At 65.1% G+C, this 20749-nt stretch carries 15 protein-coding genes; 5 read left to right on the forward strand and 10 right to left on the reverse strand.

Features of this window, described 5'->3' with window-relative positions:
- Positions 1-43 precede the first annotated feature (43 nt).
- Entirely contained in the window at positions 44-2032 is a 1989-nt protein-coding gene (locus BLEFHOIH_RS19935) for a hypothetical protein (RefSeq protein WP_088360749.1), read from the reverse strand.
- A gap of 639 nt (positions 2033-2671) precedes the next feature.
- Here BLEFHOIH_RS19935 and BLEFHOIH_RS19940 point away from each other — a divergent pair.
- Entirely contained in the window at positions 2672-3427 is a 756-nt protein-coding gene (locus tag BLEFHOIH_RS19940) for a methyltransferase domain-containing protein (RefSeq protein WP_170937277.1), read from the forward strand.
- A 142-nt stretch (positions 3428-3569) separates the two neighbouring features.
- Positions 3570-4706 carry an Mrp/NBP35 family ATP-binding protein gene (locus BLEFHOIH_RS19945; RefSeq protein WP_088347797.1) on the forward strand — a complete coding sequence of 379 codons (1137 nt, stop codon included), beginning with the start codon at positions 3570-3572 and terminating at the stop codon, positions 4704-4706.
- Positions 4707-5531: 825 nt separating this feature from the next.
- On the opposite strand, the gene moaA is transcribed toward BLEFHOIH_RS19945, so the two are convergent.
- From moaA to BLEFHOIH_RS19985, 8 genes are all read right to left on the reverse strand, one after another.
- Positions 5532-6521 (reverse strand): GTP 3',8-cyclase MoaA, encoded by a 990-nt coding sequence (moaA, locus tag BLEFHOIH_RS19950; protein ID WP_088347936.1) that lies wholly within the window; start codon positions 6519-6521, stop codon positions 5532-5534.
- 185 nt (positions 6522-6706) lie between these two features.
- Positions 6707-7879, reverse strand: coding sequence for a succinyl-diaminopimelate desuccinylase (gene dapE / locus BLEFHOIH_RS19955; RefSeq protein ID WP_088347798.1), 1173 nt, complete (start codon positions 7877-7879; stop codon positions 6707-6709).
- The gene (locus BLEFHOIH_RS19960) at positions 7876-8604 is read right to left on the reverse strand and encodes a hypothetical protein (protein WP_088347799.1); all 729 of its coding nucleotides are present in this window, start codon (positions 8602-8604) and stop codon (positions 7876-7878) included. Before BLEFHOIH_RS19960 ends, dapE begins: the two co-directional genes overlap by 4 nt.
- An 88-nt stretch (positions 8605-8692) precedes the next feature.
- Entirely contained in the window at positions 8693-9955 is a 1263-nt protein-coding gene (locus BLEFHOIH_RS19965; RefSeq protein ID WP_088347800.1) for a glycosyltransferase family 4 protein, read from the reverse strand.
- A 686-nt stretch (positions 9956-10641) separates the two neighbouring features.
- On the reverse strand, positions 10642-11337 hold the full coding sequence (locus BLEFHOIH_RS19970) for a lactate utilization protein (protein ID WP_088347801.1): 696 nt from the start codon (positions 11335-11337) through the stop codon (positions 10642-10644).
- Entirely contained in the window at positions 11334-12788 is a 1455-nt protein-coding gene (locus BLEFHOIH_RS19975; RefSeq protein ID WP_088347802.1) for a LutB/LldF family L-lactate oxidation iron-sulfur protein, read from the reverse strand. The genes BLEFHOIH_RS19970 and BLEFHOIH_RS19975 overlap by 4 nt, the downstream gene beginning before the upstream one ends.
- 47 nt (positions 12789-12835) lie before the next feature.
- Positions 12836-13606 (reverse strand): (Fe-S)-binding protein, encoded by a 771-nt coding sequence (locus tag BLEFHOIH_RS19980; protein ID WP_088347803.1) that lies wholly within the window; start codon positions 13604-13606, stop codon positions 12836-12838.
- 287 nt (positions 13607-13893) lie between these two features.
- Positions 13894-14859 carry a LysR family transcriptional regulator gene (locus BLEFHOIH_RS19985; protein ID WP_280950407.1) on the reverse strand — a complete coding sequence of 322 codons (966 nt, stop codon included), beginning with the start codon at positions 14857-14859 and terminating at the stop codon, positions 13894-13896.
- 187 nt (positions 14860-15046) lie between these two features.
- Here BLEFHOIH_RS19985 and BLEFHOIH_RS19990 point away from each other — a divergent pair, with 187 nt between their 5' ends.
- From BLEFHOIH_RS19990 to glcF, 3 genes are all read left to right on the forward strand, one after another.
- A complete protein-coding gene (locus BLEFHOIH_RS19990) occupies positions 15047-16498 on the forward strand; it encodes an FAD-linked oxidase C-terminal domain-containing protein (RefSeq protein ID WP_088347804.1) in 1452 nt (483 codons plus the stop codon).
- Complete coding sequence (locus BLEFHOIH_RS19995; protein ID WP_088347805.1) at positions 16488-17717, forward strand: FAD-binding protein; 1230 nt, start codon at positions 16488-16490, stop codon at positions 17715-17717. The genes BLEFHOIH_RS19990 and BLEFHOIH_RS19995 overlap by 11 nt, the downstream gene beginning before the upstream one ends.
- Before the next feature lie 368 nt (positions 17718-18085).
- Positions 18086-19444: a glycolate oxidase subunit GlcF gene (gene glcF / locus BLEFHOIH_RS20000; protein ID WP_088347806.1), complete on the forward strand. Its 1359-nt coding sequence runs from the start codon at positions 18086-18088 to the stop codon at positions 19442-19444.
- A 315-nt stretch (positions 19445-19759) separates the two neighbouring features.
- Here the strand turns inward: glcF and bcsS are convergent, their stop codons facing one another.
- Complete coding sequence (bcsS, locus tag BLEFHOIH_RS20005) at positions 19760-20677, reverse strand: cellulose biosynthesis protein BcsS (RefSeq protein WP_088347807.1); 918 nt, start codon at positions 20675-20677, stop codon at positions 19760-19762.
- Between the last annotated feature and the right edge of the window lie 72 nt (positions 20678-20749).

Genomic DNA, 20749 nt, shown 5'->3' on the forward strand with positions numbered 1-20749 from the left:
CTGGGCGTGACGGCACCGTCAGACGACCGCTGCCCTGCCCCGTCTATTTCCGGTGCAAGTAATTCCGCAGCTTGGTGAAGACGCCGAGCATGCCGACGGGCTCCTCGCGCTTGCCGGAGGGACTGCCGCCGCCGCTCGGTTCGGTGTCGCGCCGGGGCGTGCTGTTGACCTTCGGCGCCCCGTAATCATCCGTGTCGGGATCTTCGTCGATGCCCTCCCGCTGGTCCTCGACGGCAAGGCGGCTGCTGACATCCTCCGTCACGGCGCGCTGGCCGCTGCCCGCGTCGACGCTGCGGGCCTCGCCGCGATAGGTGCCCTCCGTGCCCGGGATCTGGATGCGCGGCTTCTCCCAATTGCCTTCCTTGGTCTTGCGCTTGGCCAGCTTCTCGCTCATCGCGGCGCTCGAGCCTACGGACTGCATCAGGATCTGCGCCCAGGCCTTGTCGCGGAAGCGGTAGATGCGGAAAGCGTCGGCCTGGGCATAGACGCTGCCCTGCTGGTCGAGCTTCTGCTTGATCAAGCCAGGGCTCAGCCCTTCATCCGCGCCTTCGATCAGCTTGACGAAGTTGCTGCCCTCGAGCGTCGCGAAGACGCTGGTGATGTAGCGCGACACCTCCAGCGGCTTCTCGGAGGTCGCCTGGAAGATCGCCTCGGCGGCGGTCGGGCCGGTGCGCTTCCTCAGCCATTCATGATAATCCTCCTCGCGGAAATCGAGCGGCACGGCGGCGTAATAGCGGCCCTTGTAGTCGAAGACGACGTCCTGGATCGGCGCGATCACATCGGCGGCGGTCGGGCGCTTGGCCGGGTCGAACTGGTCCTGGAACACCTTGTAGAAGGTCTCCAGATATTCGTTCATGCCGCCGCCGCGCGCCGATTCCATGCTGCGCGACAGCTCGAAGAAGGGGCCGAACGGCCGGTTGATCGACACCAGCAAAATGCAGAGATCGACGAAAATGGCGATGATCAGCGAGATGTAATCCCGCTCGAGCAGGCCGCCGACGGTCGGCGGCACCGGCGCCGCCGGATTGCCGACCCCGAGCGCGGCAAAGCCGTTCTGGATGCCGGCGACGGATTCGCGCCAGGAGGTGATGCCGCTATTGGTCAGGCGCCGGAACGCCTCGATGACGGCTTCCGAGCCCTCGAAGGAGCGCAAAAGCGGCGGGTTGAGCGGCGGCAATTCGTTGATGGCGCGCACCACGCCGTTCAGCGCGGTCTGCAACTGGCCGTCCGGGCAGGAGAAGCTGCCGCCGCGCTCGTCCGGGAACGAAGTCTGCCCGGCGCGGTTGCGCAGCTCGTCGCGCAATTGCAGCAATTGCGGGTCGGAGCGCAGCGCGTTAAAGCGCGTGCTGACGAGGCCGAGCTGCCGGTTGAGGCCACTGATGAAGGCGGTGCGCGATCCCGTCACCGGATCGAAGGTCGAGGGGTCGTGCTGCAGGATTTTCTGCAGCTCCTCGTTGACCGCCGTGATGTCGGTCTTCACCTCCGGCACGCGCTGCGAGATATACTGGTCGGCGAATTGGAAGCGCTGCGCATCGGCTTCGCGCAGCCGGCGGCGCGGACCGTCGCCCGGCGGGCTGCCGGCACAGGTGCGCCCGACCGTGCGCTCGGTCTCCGATTTCTGCGCCGAGATCACGGCGAGCGAGGCGAAGGTCGTCTGCAACTGCTCGAGGCGGGTGGTGCCGAGCTGCAAGGTTTGCTGCACTTCGCGCAGGGAATTCTCGGCGGAGGAGGTGGTGGTGCTGCCGGCTTCCAGATATTTCCAGTAGAAGCCGAAGGCAAAGCCGACCGAGATCAGGAACAGGATGAAATAGCCGATAATGTACATCGGCCAGAGCCACCAGCGCAATTGGCCGGAGAACATGGCGTCGAGCACATAGAGGATCATCAGCTGCAGCATGAACACGGCGAAGGCCACCGCCACGCGCGGCACCCAGCCGACTTCGCCGGAGGAGGCGATGATCAGCTCCATGATCCCGGTGTAAGTCGACACCCAGGCCAGCGCACTCAAACCGCCTAGCAGCAAGACCCACATCCAGGAGAACCCTGGCCTCTTCCTCGCAACCGCCATAAGGCGAACTCCTCATCTACGCGCCGGGTGCTTTTTCAAAACCCCAAACCGCAAACACCCCAAACGCGTAAGCACGCGCTGACGGTAAGTGAACGCCTAACGCCGCCCTTCGCCGCCTGTTCCGAGTGCAAACCGCCACTCGGGCCCACATTATGGCCATGGCGCTGAACGCTGTCTGTATAGAATTTCCGCTATGACATTCTGGCACTTGCGTGAATTGTCCGCCTGTGGCCCGGCTGCCATGCTCGACTTTATCTGTGAGGGCGAAGCTTAACGCCGCCGCGTCAGATTTCGCTTTAAGATCATCTTGCCAGCATCAGTACAACCCCTTGGCGAAAGGCTGCCCGGCTGCCGGTTCCGCGCAGGCTTATTCAACTTAACGTGATGGGCCCGTCCGCGCCCCGCCAATCCTTGTCCGCCGTTGCCGGCCCTGCCCACGCCGCATGGACGGACTACAACTTATGGTTGCGTATTTTCCCCCGGCACGGCATTTTCGCCGATGCCGTGTTGGGGCCGGCCACGCAACCATCAGGGCTTTATATGCACAAGACCGCATTAAAAAACGGGCAATTATTTTTAGAGCTTTATTGCAAGGCGCCGGAATTGCGCATCCTCGACGTCGGTTCCTACAATGTCGACGGCAGCCTGCGCGACTTCAAACCGGAGAGCTGGGAGTTCATCGGCGCCGACCTCGAAGCCGGGCCGGGCGTCGACGTGCTGATGGAGGCGCCCGACCGCCTGCCCTTCGCCGACGACGATTTCGACGCGGTGATCTCGAGCTCGACCTATGAGCGCGCGGCGCATTTCTGGATGCTGCTGCTGGAGACCGTGCGCGTCACAAGACCCGGCGGCTACATCTATATCAATGCGCCCTCGAATGGTGCCTTCCGGCAATTTCCCCTGGATTACTGGCGTTTCTATCCCGATGCCGGGCTGGCCTTCGTCGACTGGGTCCGCAAGAACGGCCAGCCGCTCTGCCTGATCGAAAGCGGCATTGCCGGCCAGGACGGGGAGGCGTGGAGCGATTTCATCGCGGTGCTGCAAAAATCTGAAAACCCGAGCAGCGACAAGCCGTTCATGACGGCGGCGGCGGGATACGAGTTCCGCAATATCAGACGGTTCGGTCATGACGGCCTGATCGACCCGGCGCCGGAGACCGAGGATCAGGCGCGATTGCGGGTGCTGGAAGCGGGAATCGCCGAGCGCGATGCCTGCCTTCTCGATCTGGAGCAGCAGCTTGCCGCCGCGCGCAGCCGCCTCGCCCATGCCGAGCGGATGCTGGGATCGCCGCGGCGCCTGCTGACCGCCGCGATGAAAAGGCTGGTCCCGGCGCCGTTCAGGATCTCCGCGCGCAGGTAATCGCCGGCGCATCGGCGCGCCCGTCGGATGGCGGTCGGCGCAAAGAGCTTTCGCCGGGGCGGTGCTCGCCTTACATAGTGTCCATCGACTTTCCATCGGCCGGCCCACTGCGGCCGCCGCCGATGCCATCCCGAGGACCGCAATGACGCCCACCCCCGCCAAAGAGAAAATCATCGCCGAATTGAAGCGCGTGAAGGGGCCGGACGGCACCGGCGACATCGTCAGCCTCAACCTCGTCTCCGAGATCCTCGTTCAGGACGGCAAGGTCTATTTCTCCATCGCCGTGCCGCCCGCCCGCGCCAAGGAACTTGAGCCCTTGCGCGAGCGCGCCGAACGCGCCGCCGCCATGGTGCCCGGCGTCAAGGCCGTCATGGCGACGCTCACCGCCGACCGCCCCGCCGGCAAGCCTTCCGGCGCGGCCCAGGCGCCGCATCAGCACCAGCACCCGCCGCAGCCGGCCGCGCGCGCGCCGCTGCACGGCATCGAGAACGTCAAGCGCATCATCGCCGTCGCCTCCGGCAAGGGCGGCGTCGGCAAATCGACCACCGCCGTCAATCTGGCCCTGGCGATGCAGGTGAACGGCCTGCGCGTCGGCCTGCTCGACGCCGATATTTATGGCCCCTCCGTGCCGCGCCTGATGGGCCTCTCGGGCAAGCCGGAGCTGCTCGACAACAAGACGCTGATCCCGATGCGCAATTACGGCATCAAGGTGATGTCGATCGGCTTCCTGGTCGAGGAGGACACGCCGATGATCTGGCGCGGTCCGATGGTGATGTCGGCGCTGACCCAAATGCTGCGCGACGTCGAATGGGGCGATCTCGACATCATGGTGGTCGACATGCCGCCCGGCACCGGCGACGCCCAGCTCACCATGGCCCAGCAGGTGCCGCTCGCCGGCGCGGTGATCGTCTCGACGCCGCAGGACCTGGCGCTGATCGACGCGCGCAAGGGGCTGAACATGTTCAAGCGCGTCAACGTGCCGGTGCTCGGCATCGTCGAGAACATGAGCTATTTCCTCTGCCCGAAATGCGGCGAGCGCTCGGAGATCTTCAGCCATGGCGGCGGCAAGGCCGAGGCCGAACGGCTCGGCGTGCCCTTCCTCGGCGAGGTACCGCTCGACATGGTGATCCGGGAGACCTCCGACGGCGGCTTCCCGGTGGTGGTGAGCCATACGGAATCACCGCATTCCGCCGTCTACCGGGACATCGCCGCCCGCGTCTGGGCCTCGGTGTCGGATGAGAAGCAGCAACGCACGGCGCCGCGCATCGTCATCGAATAGCGCGTCCGGGCCGCCCCGAATTTCTTAGCGGATGAAAAAACTTCGGCCATTAACGGTACGGAAGGGGTTGCACCCTATGGTGATTACATCTTGAGATTGTAACGCGTATTTGTGCTCCTGAGTTTCGGCATGCCCCCGGCCAGCAGAGTTTCCGGCTCCCCATGAAGGTCCGGGGGCTCTGCGTCCCCTCCCTGGCCGGCGCGCCGGAATTGGACTGTGTGCCATAGACTTGAACGTGCGGTGCCCCTGGGGCTCGCACGTTTTTTTTTTCGTGAGAAGGTAGAGCGCATCCGGCCTTCATAGAGGCCGTGACAATCGGAATTGCGCAATTATGCCGAGCGCTTCATATTCGATCTTGCCCCGCTGGCAATGCGGCCGAACCACCCCTCGCATTCGATGTGCCCGGATATTCAGATGAGCGGAGCGCGAGTTCTCAAATTATGCGCGGCGACGGTCGCTTCCCTTTTAATCGCGCTATGCCTGCATCAGGCTGGGGAATATGTGTTAAGTTCACCGGAGAGCGCGGCTCTCTATGCAAGGAAGCAATTTGCGCGTGAGTGCGCGCGCCGAGGTCTCCAGCCAAATAATTTCGAGGGGCCTACATTCCTAGGCAAATACGACAGAGCTTATGACTTCCGATGGACACATATCCGCAACAAAGACGTCATAATTGTAATGGTAATGTACTTCCCTTGGAACACTGAGAGTTGGTACATACCGTATGGCCCGCCACCAGGCGAAGAAATCCGTTTCGAGCACCCTACGCTGGGGCCGCGATAAAGCCCGCAGGGGTCGGTTGATAATCATATCGATGAGCGCAGGCCATTAGCCCCCAGTCATGCTCATGTGCCGGGCGACCGCTGGCTTATTATGCGTGCGGTCGATGATGAAATCATGCCCCTTCGGCTTGCGGCCGATGGCTTCGTCAATGGCGGCTTCCAGCGGCCCGTTGCTCTCGCTCATGCGGAGCGGGGCGCGCAGGTCCGCCGCATCGTCCTGGCCGAGGCACATATAGAGCGTGCCGGTGCAGGTGATGCGGACGCGGTTGCAGCTCTCGCAGAAATTATGCGTCAGCGGCGTGATGAAGCCGATGCGGCCGCCGGTCTCCTCGACCTTCACATAGCGGGCCGGGCCGCCGGTCTTGTAGGGAATGTCGGTCAGCGTCCAGCGGTCGAGCAGCCGGGCGCGCACCACCGAAAGCGGCAGATATTGGTCGGTGCGGTCGCCATCGATATCGCCGAGCGGCATGGTCTCGATCAGCGTCAGGTCCATGCCGCGCTCATGCGCCCAGACCATCATCGCCTCGATCTCGTCCTCGTTGACGCCCTTCAGCGCCACGGCGTTGATCTTGACCGCCAGCCCCGCCGCCTGCGCCGCGTCGATGCCGCCCATGACCTGGGAGAAATCGCCCCAGCGGGTGATGGCCTTGAAGCGGTCGGGCTGGAGCGTGTCGAGCGAGATGTTCACGCGCCGGACGCCGCAATCGTAGAGCTCGGGCGCAAATCGCGCCATCTGGCTGCCATTGGTGGTGAGCGTCAGCTCTTCGAGCGCGCCGCTCTGGAGATGGCGCGAGAGCGAGCGCACCAGACTCATGATGTTCTTGCGCACCAGGGGTTCGCCGCCGGTCAGCCGCAGCTTGCGCACGCCCTTCGAGATGAAGACCGAGCACATCCGGTCCAGCTCTTCGAGCGACAGCAGGTCCTTTTTCGGCAAAAAGGCCATGTTTTCCGCCATGCAGTAGACGCAGCGGAAATCGCAGCGATCGGTCACCGAAACGCGCAAATAGCTGATGGAACGGCCATAGGGATCGATCATCGGCGCGGCCCTCGCGCCGTCGAATGCGAAGGCTGCTGCGTCGCTCCCCAGCGTGTCTTCCGGCATGTTTTGTTGCCCCTCAAGGGTTTGGCGCGCTTTTTCGGCGGCCCGCTCCCCCTTTATGTAGCATCCGGAGGCTCCTTTTCAAAGGTGCCCGGGCGCATTGGCCGCCACGCGTCGGCGTCTTACTGCCCTTGCGCGAAATAGCGCGCCAGGAAGCGCCGGTAGATCTCGGTCAGCATTTCCAGGTCCGCGACCGGGGTGCGCTCGTCGACCTTGTGGATGGTCTCGTTGACCAAGCCATATTCAACCACGGGGCAGATGTCCTTGATGAATCGCGCGTCCGACGTGCCGCCGTCGGTCGATAGGACCGGCATCACGCCGGTCACCTCGCGCGAGACCTCCGCCAGCATGTCGACCCAGCCGCCGGGCCGGGTCAGGAAGGCGTCGGCATTGGATTCGAAACTCAGCTCGTGCTCGAGCCCCCGCCCGGCCAGCGTCTCGGCCACCAGCTCCCGTAGGCGCTCGCTGAGCGAGGCCGCGCTGTGCAGGTCGTTGAAACGGATGTTGAACTGCGCGGAAACCTTCGCCGGCACGACGTTCACGGCCGGATTGCCGGTGTCGATGCTGGTGACTTCCAGATTGGAGGGCGCGAAATTCTCGCTGCCGCCGTCTAGCTTTTCCCCTATGATGCGCTGCATGGCGGCGACGAGGCCGGTCACCGGATTGCGCGTCCGCTGCGGATAAGCGACATGGCCTTGCACGCCGCGCACGCTCAATCGGCCGGACAGGCTGCCGCGCCGGCCGATCTTGATCGCCTCGCCCATGCGGTCCGGATGGGTCGGCTCGCCGAGCAGGCAATGATCGGGCCGCTCGCCCGCGCCGCGCATCCATTCGATGACGGCGCGGGTGCCGTGGGTGGCCGGGCCCTCCTCGTCGGCGGTCATCAGGAAGCTGATCGTGCCGTTCGGGTGGCCGCCCCGCTCGCCCAGATAGCGCAATGCGGCCGCCATCATCGCCGCGACGGCGCCCTTCATGTCGACCGCGCCGCGTCCATAGAGCACGCCGCCGCGGATCTCGGCCCCGAAGGGCGCGGCCGTCCAGGATGCCTCATCACCCGGCGGCACCACGTCGATATGGCCGGCAAAGCATAGATGCGGCGAACCCTCGCCGATGCGGGCATAGAGGTTGTCGATCTCAGGCGTCCCCCCGCCGCCAAAGCGCAGGCGGCGGCAGGCAAAGCCGGCGGCGCCGAGCCGGGCTTCCATATAGTCGAGCGCGCCCGCCTGCTCCGGCGTCACGCTCGGGCAGCGGATCAGGGCTTGCGCATGGGCAATCGGGTCGAGATCATCGGTCATGCGCCGCCACTATTCACCGCGCTGCCTTGCTGCACCAGCATAATCTTCTGCCAGATCTTGCGGCTGAGATTGGTGGTGAGCTGCTCGATGTCGTTGACGGCGGCGATCACCGTGGGGTCGGGGAAATATTGCGCATAGAGCGCGGCGAGCTTGCCGGTCAGCGACAGCATCTCCGCGCAATAATCGAGATAGCGCAGCAATTGCTCGTCATCGAGGTCGCGCAGCGGCGAGGACGAGGTCCGGCTCGCCCCCAGGATCGAGGACGGGTCCTTGGTGAGCTGATGCATGTCGATGACATGGGCGATGGCGCGCAGCCGGTAGAGGCCGTTCAGCGCCTTGACGCGCTTGAACCGGCTCTCCAGCCTCAGGAAGAACAGGATGACCAGGCCGGTGATCAACATGATGTTGAGCGCGGCCTCCAGCCCTTGCGCGAATTCGGTCAGCGCCACATCGCCGCCGACCGAGAGCCGGTAGAGCACCGACAGCTCGTAAAATCCGTAAGCGCCGGTGAGGATGACGACCAGCGAGAGCACCCGCAGCGCCCAGTTCGACTTGCCGAGCGAGGCGGCCTCCTGCGCCGCCGGGCGGGCAACATCGGCCAGATGAGCCACGGTCGCGGCGAGCCCGCGCGTCGGAAAACGCTCGGCGACGCGAAGACGCAGCAGGCCGAGTTGCTTGAGGATCGCCCGTTCGTCGAGCGTTTGATACTCCGGTCTGATCGCCATCAATCCCCCCTTCTCCCCCGTCCGCCGATCATTATTCATTATTGCTTGCGGATTCGCACCGGATTGCGGCGGTTGATGGCGCTCGCGCTCACAGATCCAGCGCCCCGAGCAGCAGCGCGTTGATGCGGCGGATGTCGAATTGCGTCTCGGCCAGTTCGCGGCTGGCGCGCGACATGGCCGGGATCAGGTCCGGACGCTGCAGCAGCCGCGCCATCGCACCGGCAAGCGCCTGCGCATCGCCCGGCGGCACGATCAGGCCGTTGACGCCCTCGCGCCCCTCGCGCACCACGACGCGGCAGCCGCGCGAGGTCGAGGTGATAACCGGACGGCCCATGGCGATGGCCTCCATCAGCGCCTGCGGGATGGTGTCGCCGCGCCCGGGCAAGACGAAGACATGGGTGCGGGCCATATAGGGGCGCGGATCGGCCTGCGGACCCAGATATTGCACCACATCCCGGTAGCGCTTCAGCTCCGACAGCGGGAAGGCGTGGCTGCCGCGGATTTCCGGGCCGGCGACGAGGCATTTATAGCGGCCGGGCTTGGCCTTCAGACGGCGCGCGGCCTCGCAGAACTCGGCGATGCCGAGCCGCCGGTCGAGCGGTCCGGCGAACAGGAACATCACGCCGCGATCGATCGGCGGCAGCGGCGCGGGCGGGAAGTAGCGCAGGTCCAGGCCGCTGCCATTCATCGGGAATTGCCGCATCTTCGCGGGCAAAAGCCGGTAGGATTGCAGCAGCTTGTGGTTTTCCTCATTGAAGAAGATCGCCGTATCGCTCAGCTTGAAGGCGAAGCGGAACAGATTCTTCTGCAATTGCCGCCGCGCCCGCGAGATCTGCTCCGGCGCTTCCTCGAACCCCCGGCCGAGTTCGCCGATGATCGCAACGCTGCGCGGCACCCCCGCCAATTTCGCGGCGAGGCCAGCGATCATGGCGCCCTTGGGCGAGTAGCCGGCGACGACGTCGGGGCGGAAATGCTTGAAGGCGCGGGTCAGCGCGATAATCGCGCGCTGGTCCGCCATGGGCGAAAAACCCTGGCTGAAGGAGGGGAGATCGTAGACCGGCGCGCGCAGCCGGGCGAGGGCCTGCAAGGCGGCTTCGTCCACGGCCGGCGCGAAGCAGACGACGTCGGTGCCGCTATTGGAGATCTCGTAGATCATCGAGCCGGTCGCCACCGCCAGCATGGCCGGTGACGGCGCCACCAGGGCGATGGTGCTGCGCGGAAGCCGCGCCACCTCCCGGCTTTGCCCTCCCGGGCGCGCGTTTTCAGACTGGTAGCGGGTCAGCTGCCGGTTCGGCTCGCCGCGCATATGCAAAACTCCCCCGAACCGGCCGCGCGTGGCGGCCTGCCCCATGCGACGCCTCGATCTCCCGCCTGTTCCCCAACAGGCATTTGGAAGAATCCGCTATCGCTTGCCCGCACGTACCATAAGCGAAATCTGTAAGAATTTGGAACTGCTTTCCCGCTCGCCGCTATCGCTGCGGGCTTGGTGTGGCCGCTTATTTCCGCCGCGAAAAAGCCAGATTTCGGTCACGGCTTCACTCATGCCGTGAATCGGTCCCGAATAGGTAAACAAAGCTATTGCATGCGTGTGATCTTGCGTTTAAACAACTTATGGTTGCATTTTCGGATGCGCCAAAGTTGGCCGCCGTAAGGCAGGCTAGCGGGGTAACTTATAAGTGGAGAGGTGCCGGTAACGGCGCCTCTTCATCCGCGAAACCGGATGAAAAAATGCCCCGGCGCGGGGTTTGCCGGGGCACTCCAAAGAGGGCGTTCACGAGAAACCCGCGAACACGTGTACAATTGTTCAGCCTCATGGCGGATTTGTGACATAGCTCACCTGTCCCGAAAAAGATTCGGGCATGGCCGCAAGTTTTCTACAGGGTTATCAACAGGCTATTGATCGCAATTGCGGCCTTTTAGGTCGACCACAGACCAATTCTGGTGTGGTGTGAATTTTCGACCCACTATTTGTTGTAAATCCGCAAGAATTCGTAGCTTGCCATGCGATCTTGACAAGAATTGATACAAACCGGGGGATTAATTTTTTCGGCGGGTCGGCTGGCCGTTCAGCACCACGAACACCGCCAGCCGCCTCGGCCCATGCGCGCCGCGCACCAGCGTGTGTTCGATATCGGCCGTCGCCGAGGGGCCGCTGACGAAATTCACCGTGCGCGGCATCGCGCCACGACCATAGGTCGTGCGCAGTGCGTCCCAGGCCTCCTCATAGGAGCCGTGCAGGTTTTCGGCCAGCAGCACGACGAAATGAGTGTCGGGCAGGAAGTTCAGCGTCGAGGGATTGTCGGCGCCGGAGGTTAGGATCAGCGTGCCGGTCTCCGACGCGGCCAGACTTGCCCGGCTGAGCGAGATCGCATCCGTGCCGATCGCCGGCCCGGTCTCGCGCTCGATCATCGTGCCTTCCCAATCGAGGCCCGCAATCACCGGATCGTCGCCATGGCGCAGGCGGGCCGGCAAGTTGAAGGCGGCGAGCTGTTCGGCGATCGCCTGCGGCAATGCCTTCAGGTTCTCCACGGTGCGCACGACGGCCGTCTGCGCTTCGAGCATCCGCGCGAATTGCGCGATCAGCTCCGGCTTGGTCTGCCGCGCCCGCGCCGGGATCAGCCCATGCGGACTGCGCTCCAGCCGCGCCCGCACCTGACCGCGCCGCCCCGGTTCGTCGCCGCGCGCGCCGAGCCCCGCCCGAATCGCGCCGATCACCTTGTCCCGCGCGCTCATAGCCCCAGCTCCTGCATTTCCGCCTCGATCCGGCGCCGTTTCAGCTCGCTCTTCCATTGCGACTGGAAGGTGCGTCCGGGCGGCGCCGGCAGGTCGCGATATTTCAGCCACGCGCCGGCCAGCGGCAGCCAGCGGAAATTGCCGCGCGCCTTGCCCCATTCGCCCATCACGCCCATCGCCGCATTGGCGAAGAAGCGGTAAAGTTTCGGCCGCTTGGCCGCATAGGACCAGCCGCGAATCGCCATGCGCTGCAGCCACGGGCTGTCGCCAGCGTCATATTCGCGCTCGCGCCAATGCCGCATCATCTTCGGCAGCGGGATCTTCATCGGGCAGACCGCCTCGCAGCGCCCGCAAAAGGTCGAGGCGTTCGGCAGGCTGCCGGCCTCATGCACGCCGATCAGTTGCGGCGTCAGCACCGCGCCCATCGGGCCGGGATAGACCCAGCCATAGGAATGGCCGCCGACGGCGCTGTAGACCGGGCAATGGTTCATGCAGGAGCCGCAGCGTATGCAGCGCAGCATGTCCTGGAAATCGGAGCCGATCATTTCGGTGCGGCCATTATCGAGCAGCACCACATGATATTCCTCCGGCCCGTCCGGGTCGCCGGGGCGGCGCGGGCCGGTCGAGAAGGTGGTGTACATCGAGATTTCCTGCCCCGTCGCCGAGCGGGCGAGCACGCGCAGGATGGCGCTGACGTCTGACAGCGTCGGCACGACTTTCTCGATGGTGGTCAGGACGATGTGGATACGCGGCAGAAGCTGCGTCAGGTCGCCATTGCCCTCGTTCGTCACGATCACCGAAGTGCCGGTCTCGGCGATGATGAAATTGGCGCCGGTGATGCCGACATCGGCGGCGAGGAATTTCTCCCGCAGGATGCCGCGCGCCTCGGAGACCAGCTCGGTCGGCTCCGTCAGCGAGCGGCCCTCGGGCAGATGCTTGTGCACGCGGCGGAAATCGGCCTCGACCTGATCGCGGTTGAGATGCACGGCGGGCGCGATGATATGGCTCGGCGCTTCGTTGCGGATCTGGATGATATATTCGCCCAGATCGGTTTCGGCGACCTCGTAGCCGGCGCCTTCCAGCGCACCGTTGAGCGATATTTCTTCCGCCACCATCGACTTGCCCTTGGTGACGAGTTTGGCGCCCGCCTCCTTGCAGATGCCGAGAATGATCTGGCGCGCGTCCTCGGCGGTCGTCGCCCAATGCACCTGGCCGCCGGTCTCGATCACCTTCTGCTCATAGGCTTCCAGATAGAGGTCGAGATGCGCGATCGTGTGGTCCTTGATCTGCTTGGCCTGTTCGCAGAGCGCGTCGAATTCGGGCAGCAAATCGCGGGCCATCGCCCGCTTGGTGGAGAAACCGCCCCGCGCATGGCCGAGCGCGCGCTGCAGATCGGCGTCGATCAGCGCGGCGGAGGCGTTTTGCTTGAAACTATGCGATGTCGGCTGCAAAGCAGGCCCTCGGTTTTGGTCGCGTTTCCATCATGCGGCGCGTCTTGTTAAGCTTTTGCCGCGATCGGCGGCGCGCCGGTTTCGCCGGCCAGCACTTCGGCGACATGGCGCACCCGGACGGGCGAGCCCTCGCGCGACAGTTTTCCGGCAATATTCATCAGGCAGCCGAGGTCGCCGCCGAGCACCGTCTCGGCCTCGGTGGCGCTGAGCGCCGCGGTCTTGGCGCTGACCATGGCGTTGGAGATGTCGGGAAACTTGATCGAGAAGGTGCCGCCGAAGCCGCAGCAGACCTCGCGATCCTCCGCCTCGATCAGGGTCAGGCCCTTGACGGTCTCCAAAAGCGCGCGCGGCTGGCGGGCGACGCCCATCTCGCGCAGATTTGAACAACTGTCGTGATAGGTGACGGTTCCGTCGAATTCGGCATGGACGGCGGAGACGCGCAGCACGCCGGTCAGGAAGGAGACCAGCTCGAAGCTGCGCGCGGCGAAATCCTTGGCGCGCGGCAGCATTTCGGGGTCGTCCTCGAACAGCATCGGGTAGTGCTTGCGCAGCATCCCGGCGCAGGAGCCGGAGGGCGCGACGATATAGTCGAAGCCCTGGAAGGCTTCGATGATCTGGCGGGCGATGGCTTTGGCGTCGGCGCGGTCGCCGGAATTATAGGCGGGCTGGCCGCAGCAGACCTGCGCTTCCGGCACCTCGACGACGCAGCCGGCGCCTTCGAGCAGCTTGACCGCCGCGAACCCGACGGACGGCCGGAAAAGATCGACGAGGCACGTCACGAAGAGGCCCACGCGCAGAGGCCGTGTCTGGGTGCTCATGAAACGGTCTTAGGTGAATTCACCGGGGCCAGCAAGGGAGAGTTTTCGCCGCTGGGTTGAGCCGTTGTCGCGGGTGGGTAAGGTTGCATGCGCGGCGGCGCGTGCGGGGGAGAAGCCTCGCGTCCTGGCGCCGCAGGTGTCGCACGGCCTTGCTCGTTATCGAAAACCCCGCGAAGGCGGGATCCCGTATTCACAAACGCGAATTTGGTTTGCAGCCCAGCCACTTGCGCTGCGGCGTACTGGATCCCCGCCTTCGCGTGGATTTCGCTGAGAGTGGGAGAGGCCGCTTACGGCGCCGCGCGCATGGCAGGCTTGACGTAAACCGGGCTCTGGCGCCGGGTGAGGTCCAGGCCGCGATCCCAATAGGGGGTCGGGCCATATTGCTGGGCGAGGAAATCGACGAAGAATTTCAGCTTGGCCGGGATGAACTGGCGGCACGGATAGACCGCGAACACCGCCACGCCTTGCGTCTCGCGGTACTCCGGCAGCACCACATCGAGCCGGCCGGCCTTCAGATCCTCGCTGATCTCCCAGGTCGAGCGCAGCGCGAGGCCGAGGCCGCTCAAGACCGCCTCGTGCACCACGTCGCTGGAATTGGAGCGCAGATTGCTGTTCACCTTCACCACCGACGGCCCGTCCGGGCCATCCAAACGCCAGACTTGATGAAAGCCGGTGGTCAGGCAATTATGCTTGGCCAGATCGGCGAGCGTCTTGGGCCGGCCATGCTGGTCGAGATAGCCCGGCGTGCCGCAGATCACATGGCGGCTGGGGGCGAGTTTGCGCGCCACCAGGCTGGAATCATCGAGCTCGGCGACGCGGATGGCCAGATCCATGCCCTCGCCGACAATATCGACAATCTGATCGCTCAATTGCATTTCGATGGTAAGATCGGGATGCTGGCGCATGAAGGTGGCAAGATGCGGCGCGATATGCATACGGGCGAAGGCGGTCGGCGCCGTCACGCGAAGCGTCCCGCTCGCCTTGTCGTTGAGCTGCGAGACGAAAGCCTCGGCTTCCTCGATATCGGCCAGAATGCCGACCACGCGCTCGTAGAAACCTTCGCCGGTCTCGGTGAGTTTCAACTGCCGGGTGGTGCGCTGGAACAGACGGGCGCCAAGCCGTTCTTCCATATGGCTGATGCGCTTGCTGACAACCGCTGGAGACAGGCCCATATCCCGTCCGGCAGCGGACATATTGCCGGCAGCGGCGACACGGGCAAAAATCTCCAAATCGGTAATAGGAGTAACGGGCACGCCGCGCTGTCCTCGCCTAACGTCACTGCTGCTGTGGTGGTGGTGGTAACCCCGCGGATAGTGTTGGATCGTCACATGGCTGTCAATGACGCAATGGTGTTAAATCTCACAGATTAGCCGCGAATTTCACGTATGCCGCTCACCTGTTACCGAGAGCCATCAACAATGACAAAAAGGGGAGACATCCATGGCCGGAATCGCGATTTTGAAGCCGCGCGCCGACATCCTCGGCAAGCGAAGCGCCATCGTCAACGCGCTGAAAAAGCTCGTTCCCGCGCGCTGCATCGTCGAGGATGAAGCCGGCCGCCGCGCCTTCGAGACGGACGCGCTGACGGCCTACAAGCAGATGCCGCTCGCCGTCGTGCTGCCGACCACCACGGAAGAGGTCAGCCGGGTCCTGAGCTTCTGCCATCTGGCGGGCGTGCGCGTGGTCGCTCGCGGGGCTGGGACGTCGCTCTGCGGCGGCGCGCTGCCGGCGGAGGACGCCATCGTGCTCGGCCTGTCGCGCATGAACCGGGTGCTCGAGGTCAATCTGGAGAGCCGCTATATCCGCGTCGAGACCGGCATCACCAATCTGGGCGTCTCGCGCTCGGTCGCCCCGACCAATTTCTTCTATGCGCCCGACCCGTCGAGCCAGCTTGCCTGCACCATCGGCGGCAACATCGCCATGAACTCGGGCGGCGCGCATTGCCTGAAATACGGCGTCACCGTCAATAATGTGCTCGGCCTGAAAATGGTGATGATGAATGGCGACATCGTCGAGCTGGGCGGCACGCATCTCGACGCCTCCGGCTACGACCTCCTGCCGCTGGTCATCGGCTCGGAAGGCCAGATGGGCATCGTCACCGAGGCGACCCTGCGCATCCTCCGCAACGCCGAGGGCGCGCGGCCGATGATGCTCGGCTTTGACTCCAGCGAGGCGGCGGGCGCCTGCGTCTCCGCCATCATCGCGCAGGGCATCGTGCCGGTCGCCATCGAATTCATGGACAAGCCGGCGATCAAGGTCTGCGAGGAGTTCGCCCATGCCGGCTATCCGCTCGATGTCGAGGCGCTGCTGATCATCGAGGTCGAGGGCTCCGAGGCCGAGATCGCCAATCTGCTCGGCCAGATCGACCGCATCGCCTGGGATTTCGCGCCCAAATTCGTCAAGCGCAGTGAGAGCGAGGCGGAATCGGCGGCGATCTGGAAGGGGCGCAAGGCCGCCTTCGGCGCCATCGGCCGCATCTCCGACTATTATTGCATGGACGGCGTCATCCCGCTGTCGAAGCTGACCCAGGCGCTGAGCGGCATCGCCGAGATCTGCGCCAAGCACCGCTTGCAGGTCGCCAACATCTTCCATGCCGGCGACGGCAATCTGCACCCGCTCATCCTCTACAACGCCAACGACCCGGACGAAAAAGCCCGCGCCGAACTCGCCGGCGAGGAAATTCTGACGCTCTGCGTTGAACTTGGCGGCTGCCTGACCGGAGAACACGGCGTCGGCATCGAGAAGCGCGAGCTGATGAGCACCCAGTTCAACGACGTAGACATCGCCCAGCAGATGCGCGTAAAGAGCGTGTTCGATCCGGACTGGCTGCTGAATCCCGGCAAGGTCTTCCCCCTGAAGGCGCAAGAGGCGTTTTTGGCCCGTGTACGTTAACGAGACCTATCTTCCGTCCGGCGAGCAGGAGCTTGCGGCGCTGATCGCGCAGGCCGCCGGCGAGAAACTCCCGCTCGAAATCTGCGGCAACCGGACCAAGCGCAATATCGGCCGGCCGCTGCAAACGGCGACGCGCGTCTCCACCGGCCAGATGCGCGGCATCACGCTCTACGAGCCGACCGAGCTGGTGCTGTCGGCCAAGGCCGGCACCCCGCTCGCCGAGATCGAGGCGCTGCTGGAGAAGAACAACCAGGAGCTCGCTTTCGAGCCCTGCCATCTCGACCAGCTCTCCGGCGGCGAGCAGCAGGGCGGGGCGACCATCGGCGGCGTCTTCGCGGTGAATGCCTCGGGGCCGCGCCGGGTGCTGCGCGGCAGTGCGCGCGATCATCTGATCGGCGTGCGGGCGGTGAACGGCATGGGCGAGATCGTCAAATCCGGCGGCCGGGTGATGAAGAACGTCACCGGCTACGACCTGGCGCGCGGCATCGCCGGCTCCTGGGGCACACTCGCCGTGCTGACCGAAGTCACGATGAAGGTCTTGCCGAAGGCCGAGGACACGCGCTCGCTGCTCTTCCTCAACCTGCCGGACGAGGGCGCGGTCAACGCCATGTGCCGCGCCATGGGCAGCCCCTTCGAGGTCTCCGGCACGGTGCATCTGCCGGCGTCCTTCGTCGAGCGGCTGTCGATGCCCGACATCGCCAAGCTCGGCCAGCCGGTGACGGCGCTGCGCATCGAGAATTTCGCCTCCTCGCTCGACTATCGCACCGGGCGGCTGCATGAAGCGCTGCAACCTTTCGGCGCCATTTACGAGCTGGACGATGCCCGCTCGCGCGCCTTCTGGCGGGACATCCGCAACCTGACCTTTTTGACCGGCAGCGACTGGCCGCTCTGGCGCATCAGCACCGCGCCCGACAAGGGGGCGAAACTCGTCAGCGCGCTGAAGGCACAGCTCGAATGCACCGCGGCTTACGAATGGTCGGGCGGGCTGATCTGGGTCGAGGTGCCGCCCGCGACGGATTCGGGTGCCGCCGTGCTCCGGCGCATCATCGCCGAGTTCGGCGCCGACGCCATGCTGGTGCGGGCGAACGCCACCTCGCGCGCCGCCATCGACGTGTTCCAGCCGCTGCCTGAAGTCAATATGGGCCTGATCCGCCGCCTGAAGGAAGCCTTCGACCCGCAGCGCATCCTCAGCCCCGGCCGCATGTATGCGGGGATTTAGACGATGAGCGGGTGGGTGCAGGTTCGCGGTGAGGGCGGCGCGGCGGCGATCGTCCGGGAGGCATTCCCCCCTCACCCGGGGCTCCGCGCCGACCTCTCCCCATGGGAGAGGTTAAGCGGCGGCGCTCGGAAGCCGATTGCACGCATCACGCCCGTTCCCCAAGGCACCGCCGGACTCCCTCTCCCATGGGGAGAGGGTTGGGGTGAGGGGGTAATGCCTCTCCGCGAGGCATCGACCATCCGCGCGACCCGCTTCGCACCAATGCAAGCAGCCACCGCCTCAAAAGATCAGCGCCCCGCATCACCGACATCTCCTCGGGAAGACACAAAACCAGCGCCGGGACAGGCGACGAGGCACTAGGGACCCACATGGAAACGCATTTCTCCACCCGCCAGCTCACCGATCCGGCGACCAAAGAGGCCGAGGAAATCCTGCGGCGCTGCGTGCATTGCGGCTTCTGCACGGCCACCTGCTCGACCTATGTGCTGCTCGGCGACGAGCGCGACTCGCCGCGCGGGCGCATCTATCTCATCAAGGACATGCTGGAGAACGACCGCAAGGCGTCCCCCGAAGTCCGCTTCCATGTCGACCGGTGCCTGTCCTGCCTGTCCTGCGTCACGACCTGCCCCAGCGGCGTCGACTACATGCATCTCGTCGATTACGCCCGCGTGCGCATCGAGAAGACCGCCAGCCGCCCGCTGAAGGACCGGCTGATGCGCCGGCTGATCCAGACCATCCTGCCCTTCCCCGGCCGGATGCGTTCGGCGCTGCTTCTGGCGGCCATTGCCAAACCGTTCAAATCGCTGTTCCACGCCGTCGGGCTGAAGGAACTCGCCGCGATGGTCGGCATGGCGCCGACAATGGTGCCCAAGCGCGTCAATTTCCCGGGGCCGAAGATCTATTTCGGACGCCAGGGCGCGCGCCGCGCCCGCGTCGCGCTGCTCTCGGGCTGCGCCCAGCAGGTGCTGCGGCCGCAGATCAACGACGCGGCCATCCGGCTGCTGGTCTCGCAAGGCGTCGAAGTCGTGCTGGCCAAGCGCGAGGGCTGCTGCGGCGCGCTGGTCCATCATATGGGCCGCGAGGAGGAAGCGCGCGACTTTGCCCGCCGCAATATCGACGCCTGGGAAGAGGCGATGAAGGAAGCCCCGCTCGACGCCATCCTGGTGACGGCGTCCGGCTGCGGCACCACCATCAAGGATTACGGGCATATGCTGGCCCATGATCCCGTCTATGCCGAGCGCGCCAAGCGGATCAGCGCGCTCGCCCGCGACATCACCGAATTCCTGGCCGACGTCATCGACATCGGCGCGCCGTCCGGCTGGTCTGATATCCGCGTCGCCTATCACTCGGCCTGCTCGATGCAGCACGGCCAGCGCGTCAACGACCAGCCGCGCCGCCTTTTGCGCGAGGCGGGCTTCTCGGTCGCCGAGGTCGGCGAGGGGCATATTTGCTGCGGCTCGGCGGGGACGTACAACATCTTGCAGCCGGAACTTGCCTCGGAGCTGCGCGAGCGCAAGCTCGGCAACATCGCCGCGACCAAGCCGGATTGCGTGGCGACCGGCAATATCGGCTGCATCACCCAGCTCGCAGGCCGCGACGCCTCCCCGATCGTGCATACGGTCGAACTGCTCGACTGGGCCTATGGCGGCACCTGCCCGTCCGAGCTGGCGCATCTGGCCGGGCGGATGCGGCTGATGTCCGCCGAGTTCGGCAAGAGGAGCGCATAGGGGAGCGGGACCGGTCTAGCGGACATAGCTGACGCCCGTAACCCAGACCGCGTCCGGTTCCCTCTCCCATTGAAGACCTTTGCAAAACTTCGATTCCTTCGCCCCGGCCGTCAGAGCCGGGGCCCACTCGCCTCTCCACTTGCCGCAGCAATAGCGGAAATAGGATTGGGTCCCGGCTCGGCCTAACGGCCGTCCGGGACGACGGGGAGAGGACCTTCGATACGCAAATGTCTCCCATGGGAGAGGGCTGGGCTGCGGCGACTCGGACGGCTGAGGAAGATCGCGCCGCCCTGGCCGATTCCACCTCATGCGTCCTCAGAATCTGCGATAAATATTCACCGAGCCGAATGTGCTGGTTTCGTCGCGATAACCGCCAGAGAGGCCGGCGGCGAGGGTGGTCTCCAGACCCATGGCGTCGAAGCGCAGGAAGGCTCCCGCACGGCCGGAGACGTCATCCGCGTCGCCGAAGGCCGCCAGTTGCGGGCCGAGCGAGAGCCAGGAGAGCGGCCGGAAACCCAGCTTCACGGCAGCGCCATAGGCCGAGGTGCCGGTGAAATAGGAGCCGTCCGCCGACAGCCAGAGGTCATCGCCGAGCGGCAGCCAGGCTTCGAGCCCGCTCTGCGCCCCCCAAAAGCCGCCTTGCAGGGATTTCGACGCATCGTCCGGCAGCACATCCTGCTGCTCGAAGGCCGCGCCCAGATAAACCTTCAGAATCAGCGCGCCCAGCGTCGCCTGATAGCCCGGCGCGACGCCGACATTATAATGCGTCACCCGATGCGGCGTGGCGGCGATGATCTGATCGCCGATCAGCTCCATCCCATGCGGCGCCAGGATGCCCGCGATCCGCTCGCGCGCCGCCCCTTGCGGCGGATCGTTCGATATGTCGTTGCAGAGGCTGGAAAAATTGGTGCCGTTGAGCTGCTTCTTCTCCTCGGCCGAGAGCTGGCAATAGGTCTGCCGCGTGTCGTAGCCATAGGCGCCGTAATTGCCCGACAGCCTGATCCTCCAGCCATCCTGGTCCGCCGGCCCGGTCAGGGCGATCACCGCCGAGCCATAGGCCGACCAGCCATTGCCGGTGACATCGAACCCGTTGGAGAAATCGCCGCGCCCCTCCAAAAGGCCGAGCCGGGCGAAAAACGGCGCCAGCCCCGGCAGCTCCCCGGCGGCGGCGGGCCGCGCCCAGGCGGCGAGGCACAGGGCGGCAAGCCCGGAAATCACGCGCAACACAAGCATTTGATCAACGCAACGAACGCCACAGTGCGGGCAGAATACGTCGCGGAATCCGCCTCGGGGAGTCGGTATTAA

It is taken from the genome of Rhodomicrobium sp. R_RK_3 (assembly GCF_002198715.1).
GTDB lineage: Bacteria > Pseudomonadota > Alphaproteobacteria > Rhizobiales > Rhodomicrobiaceae > R-RK-3.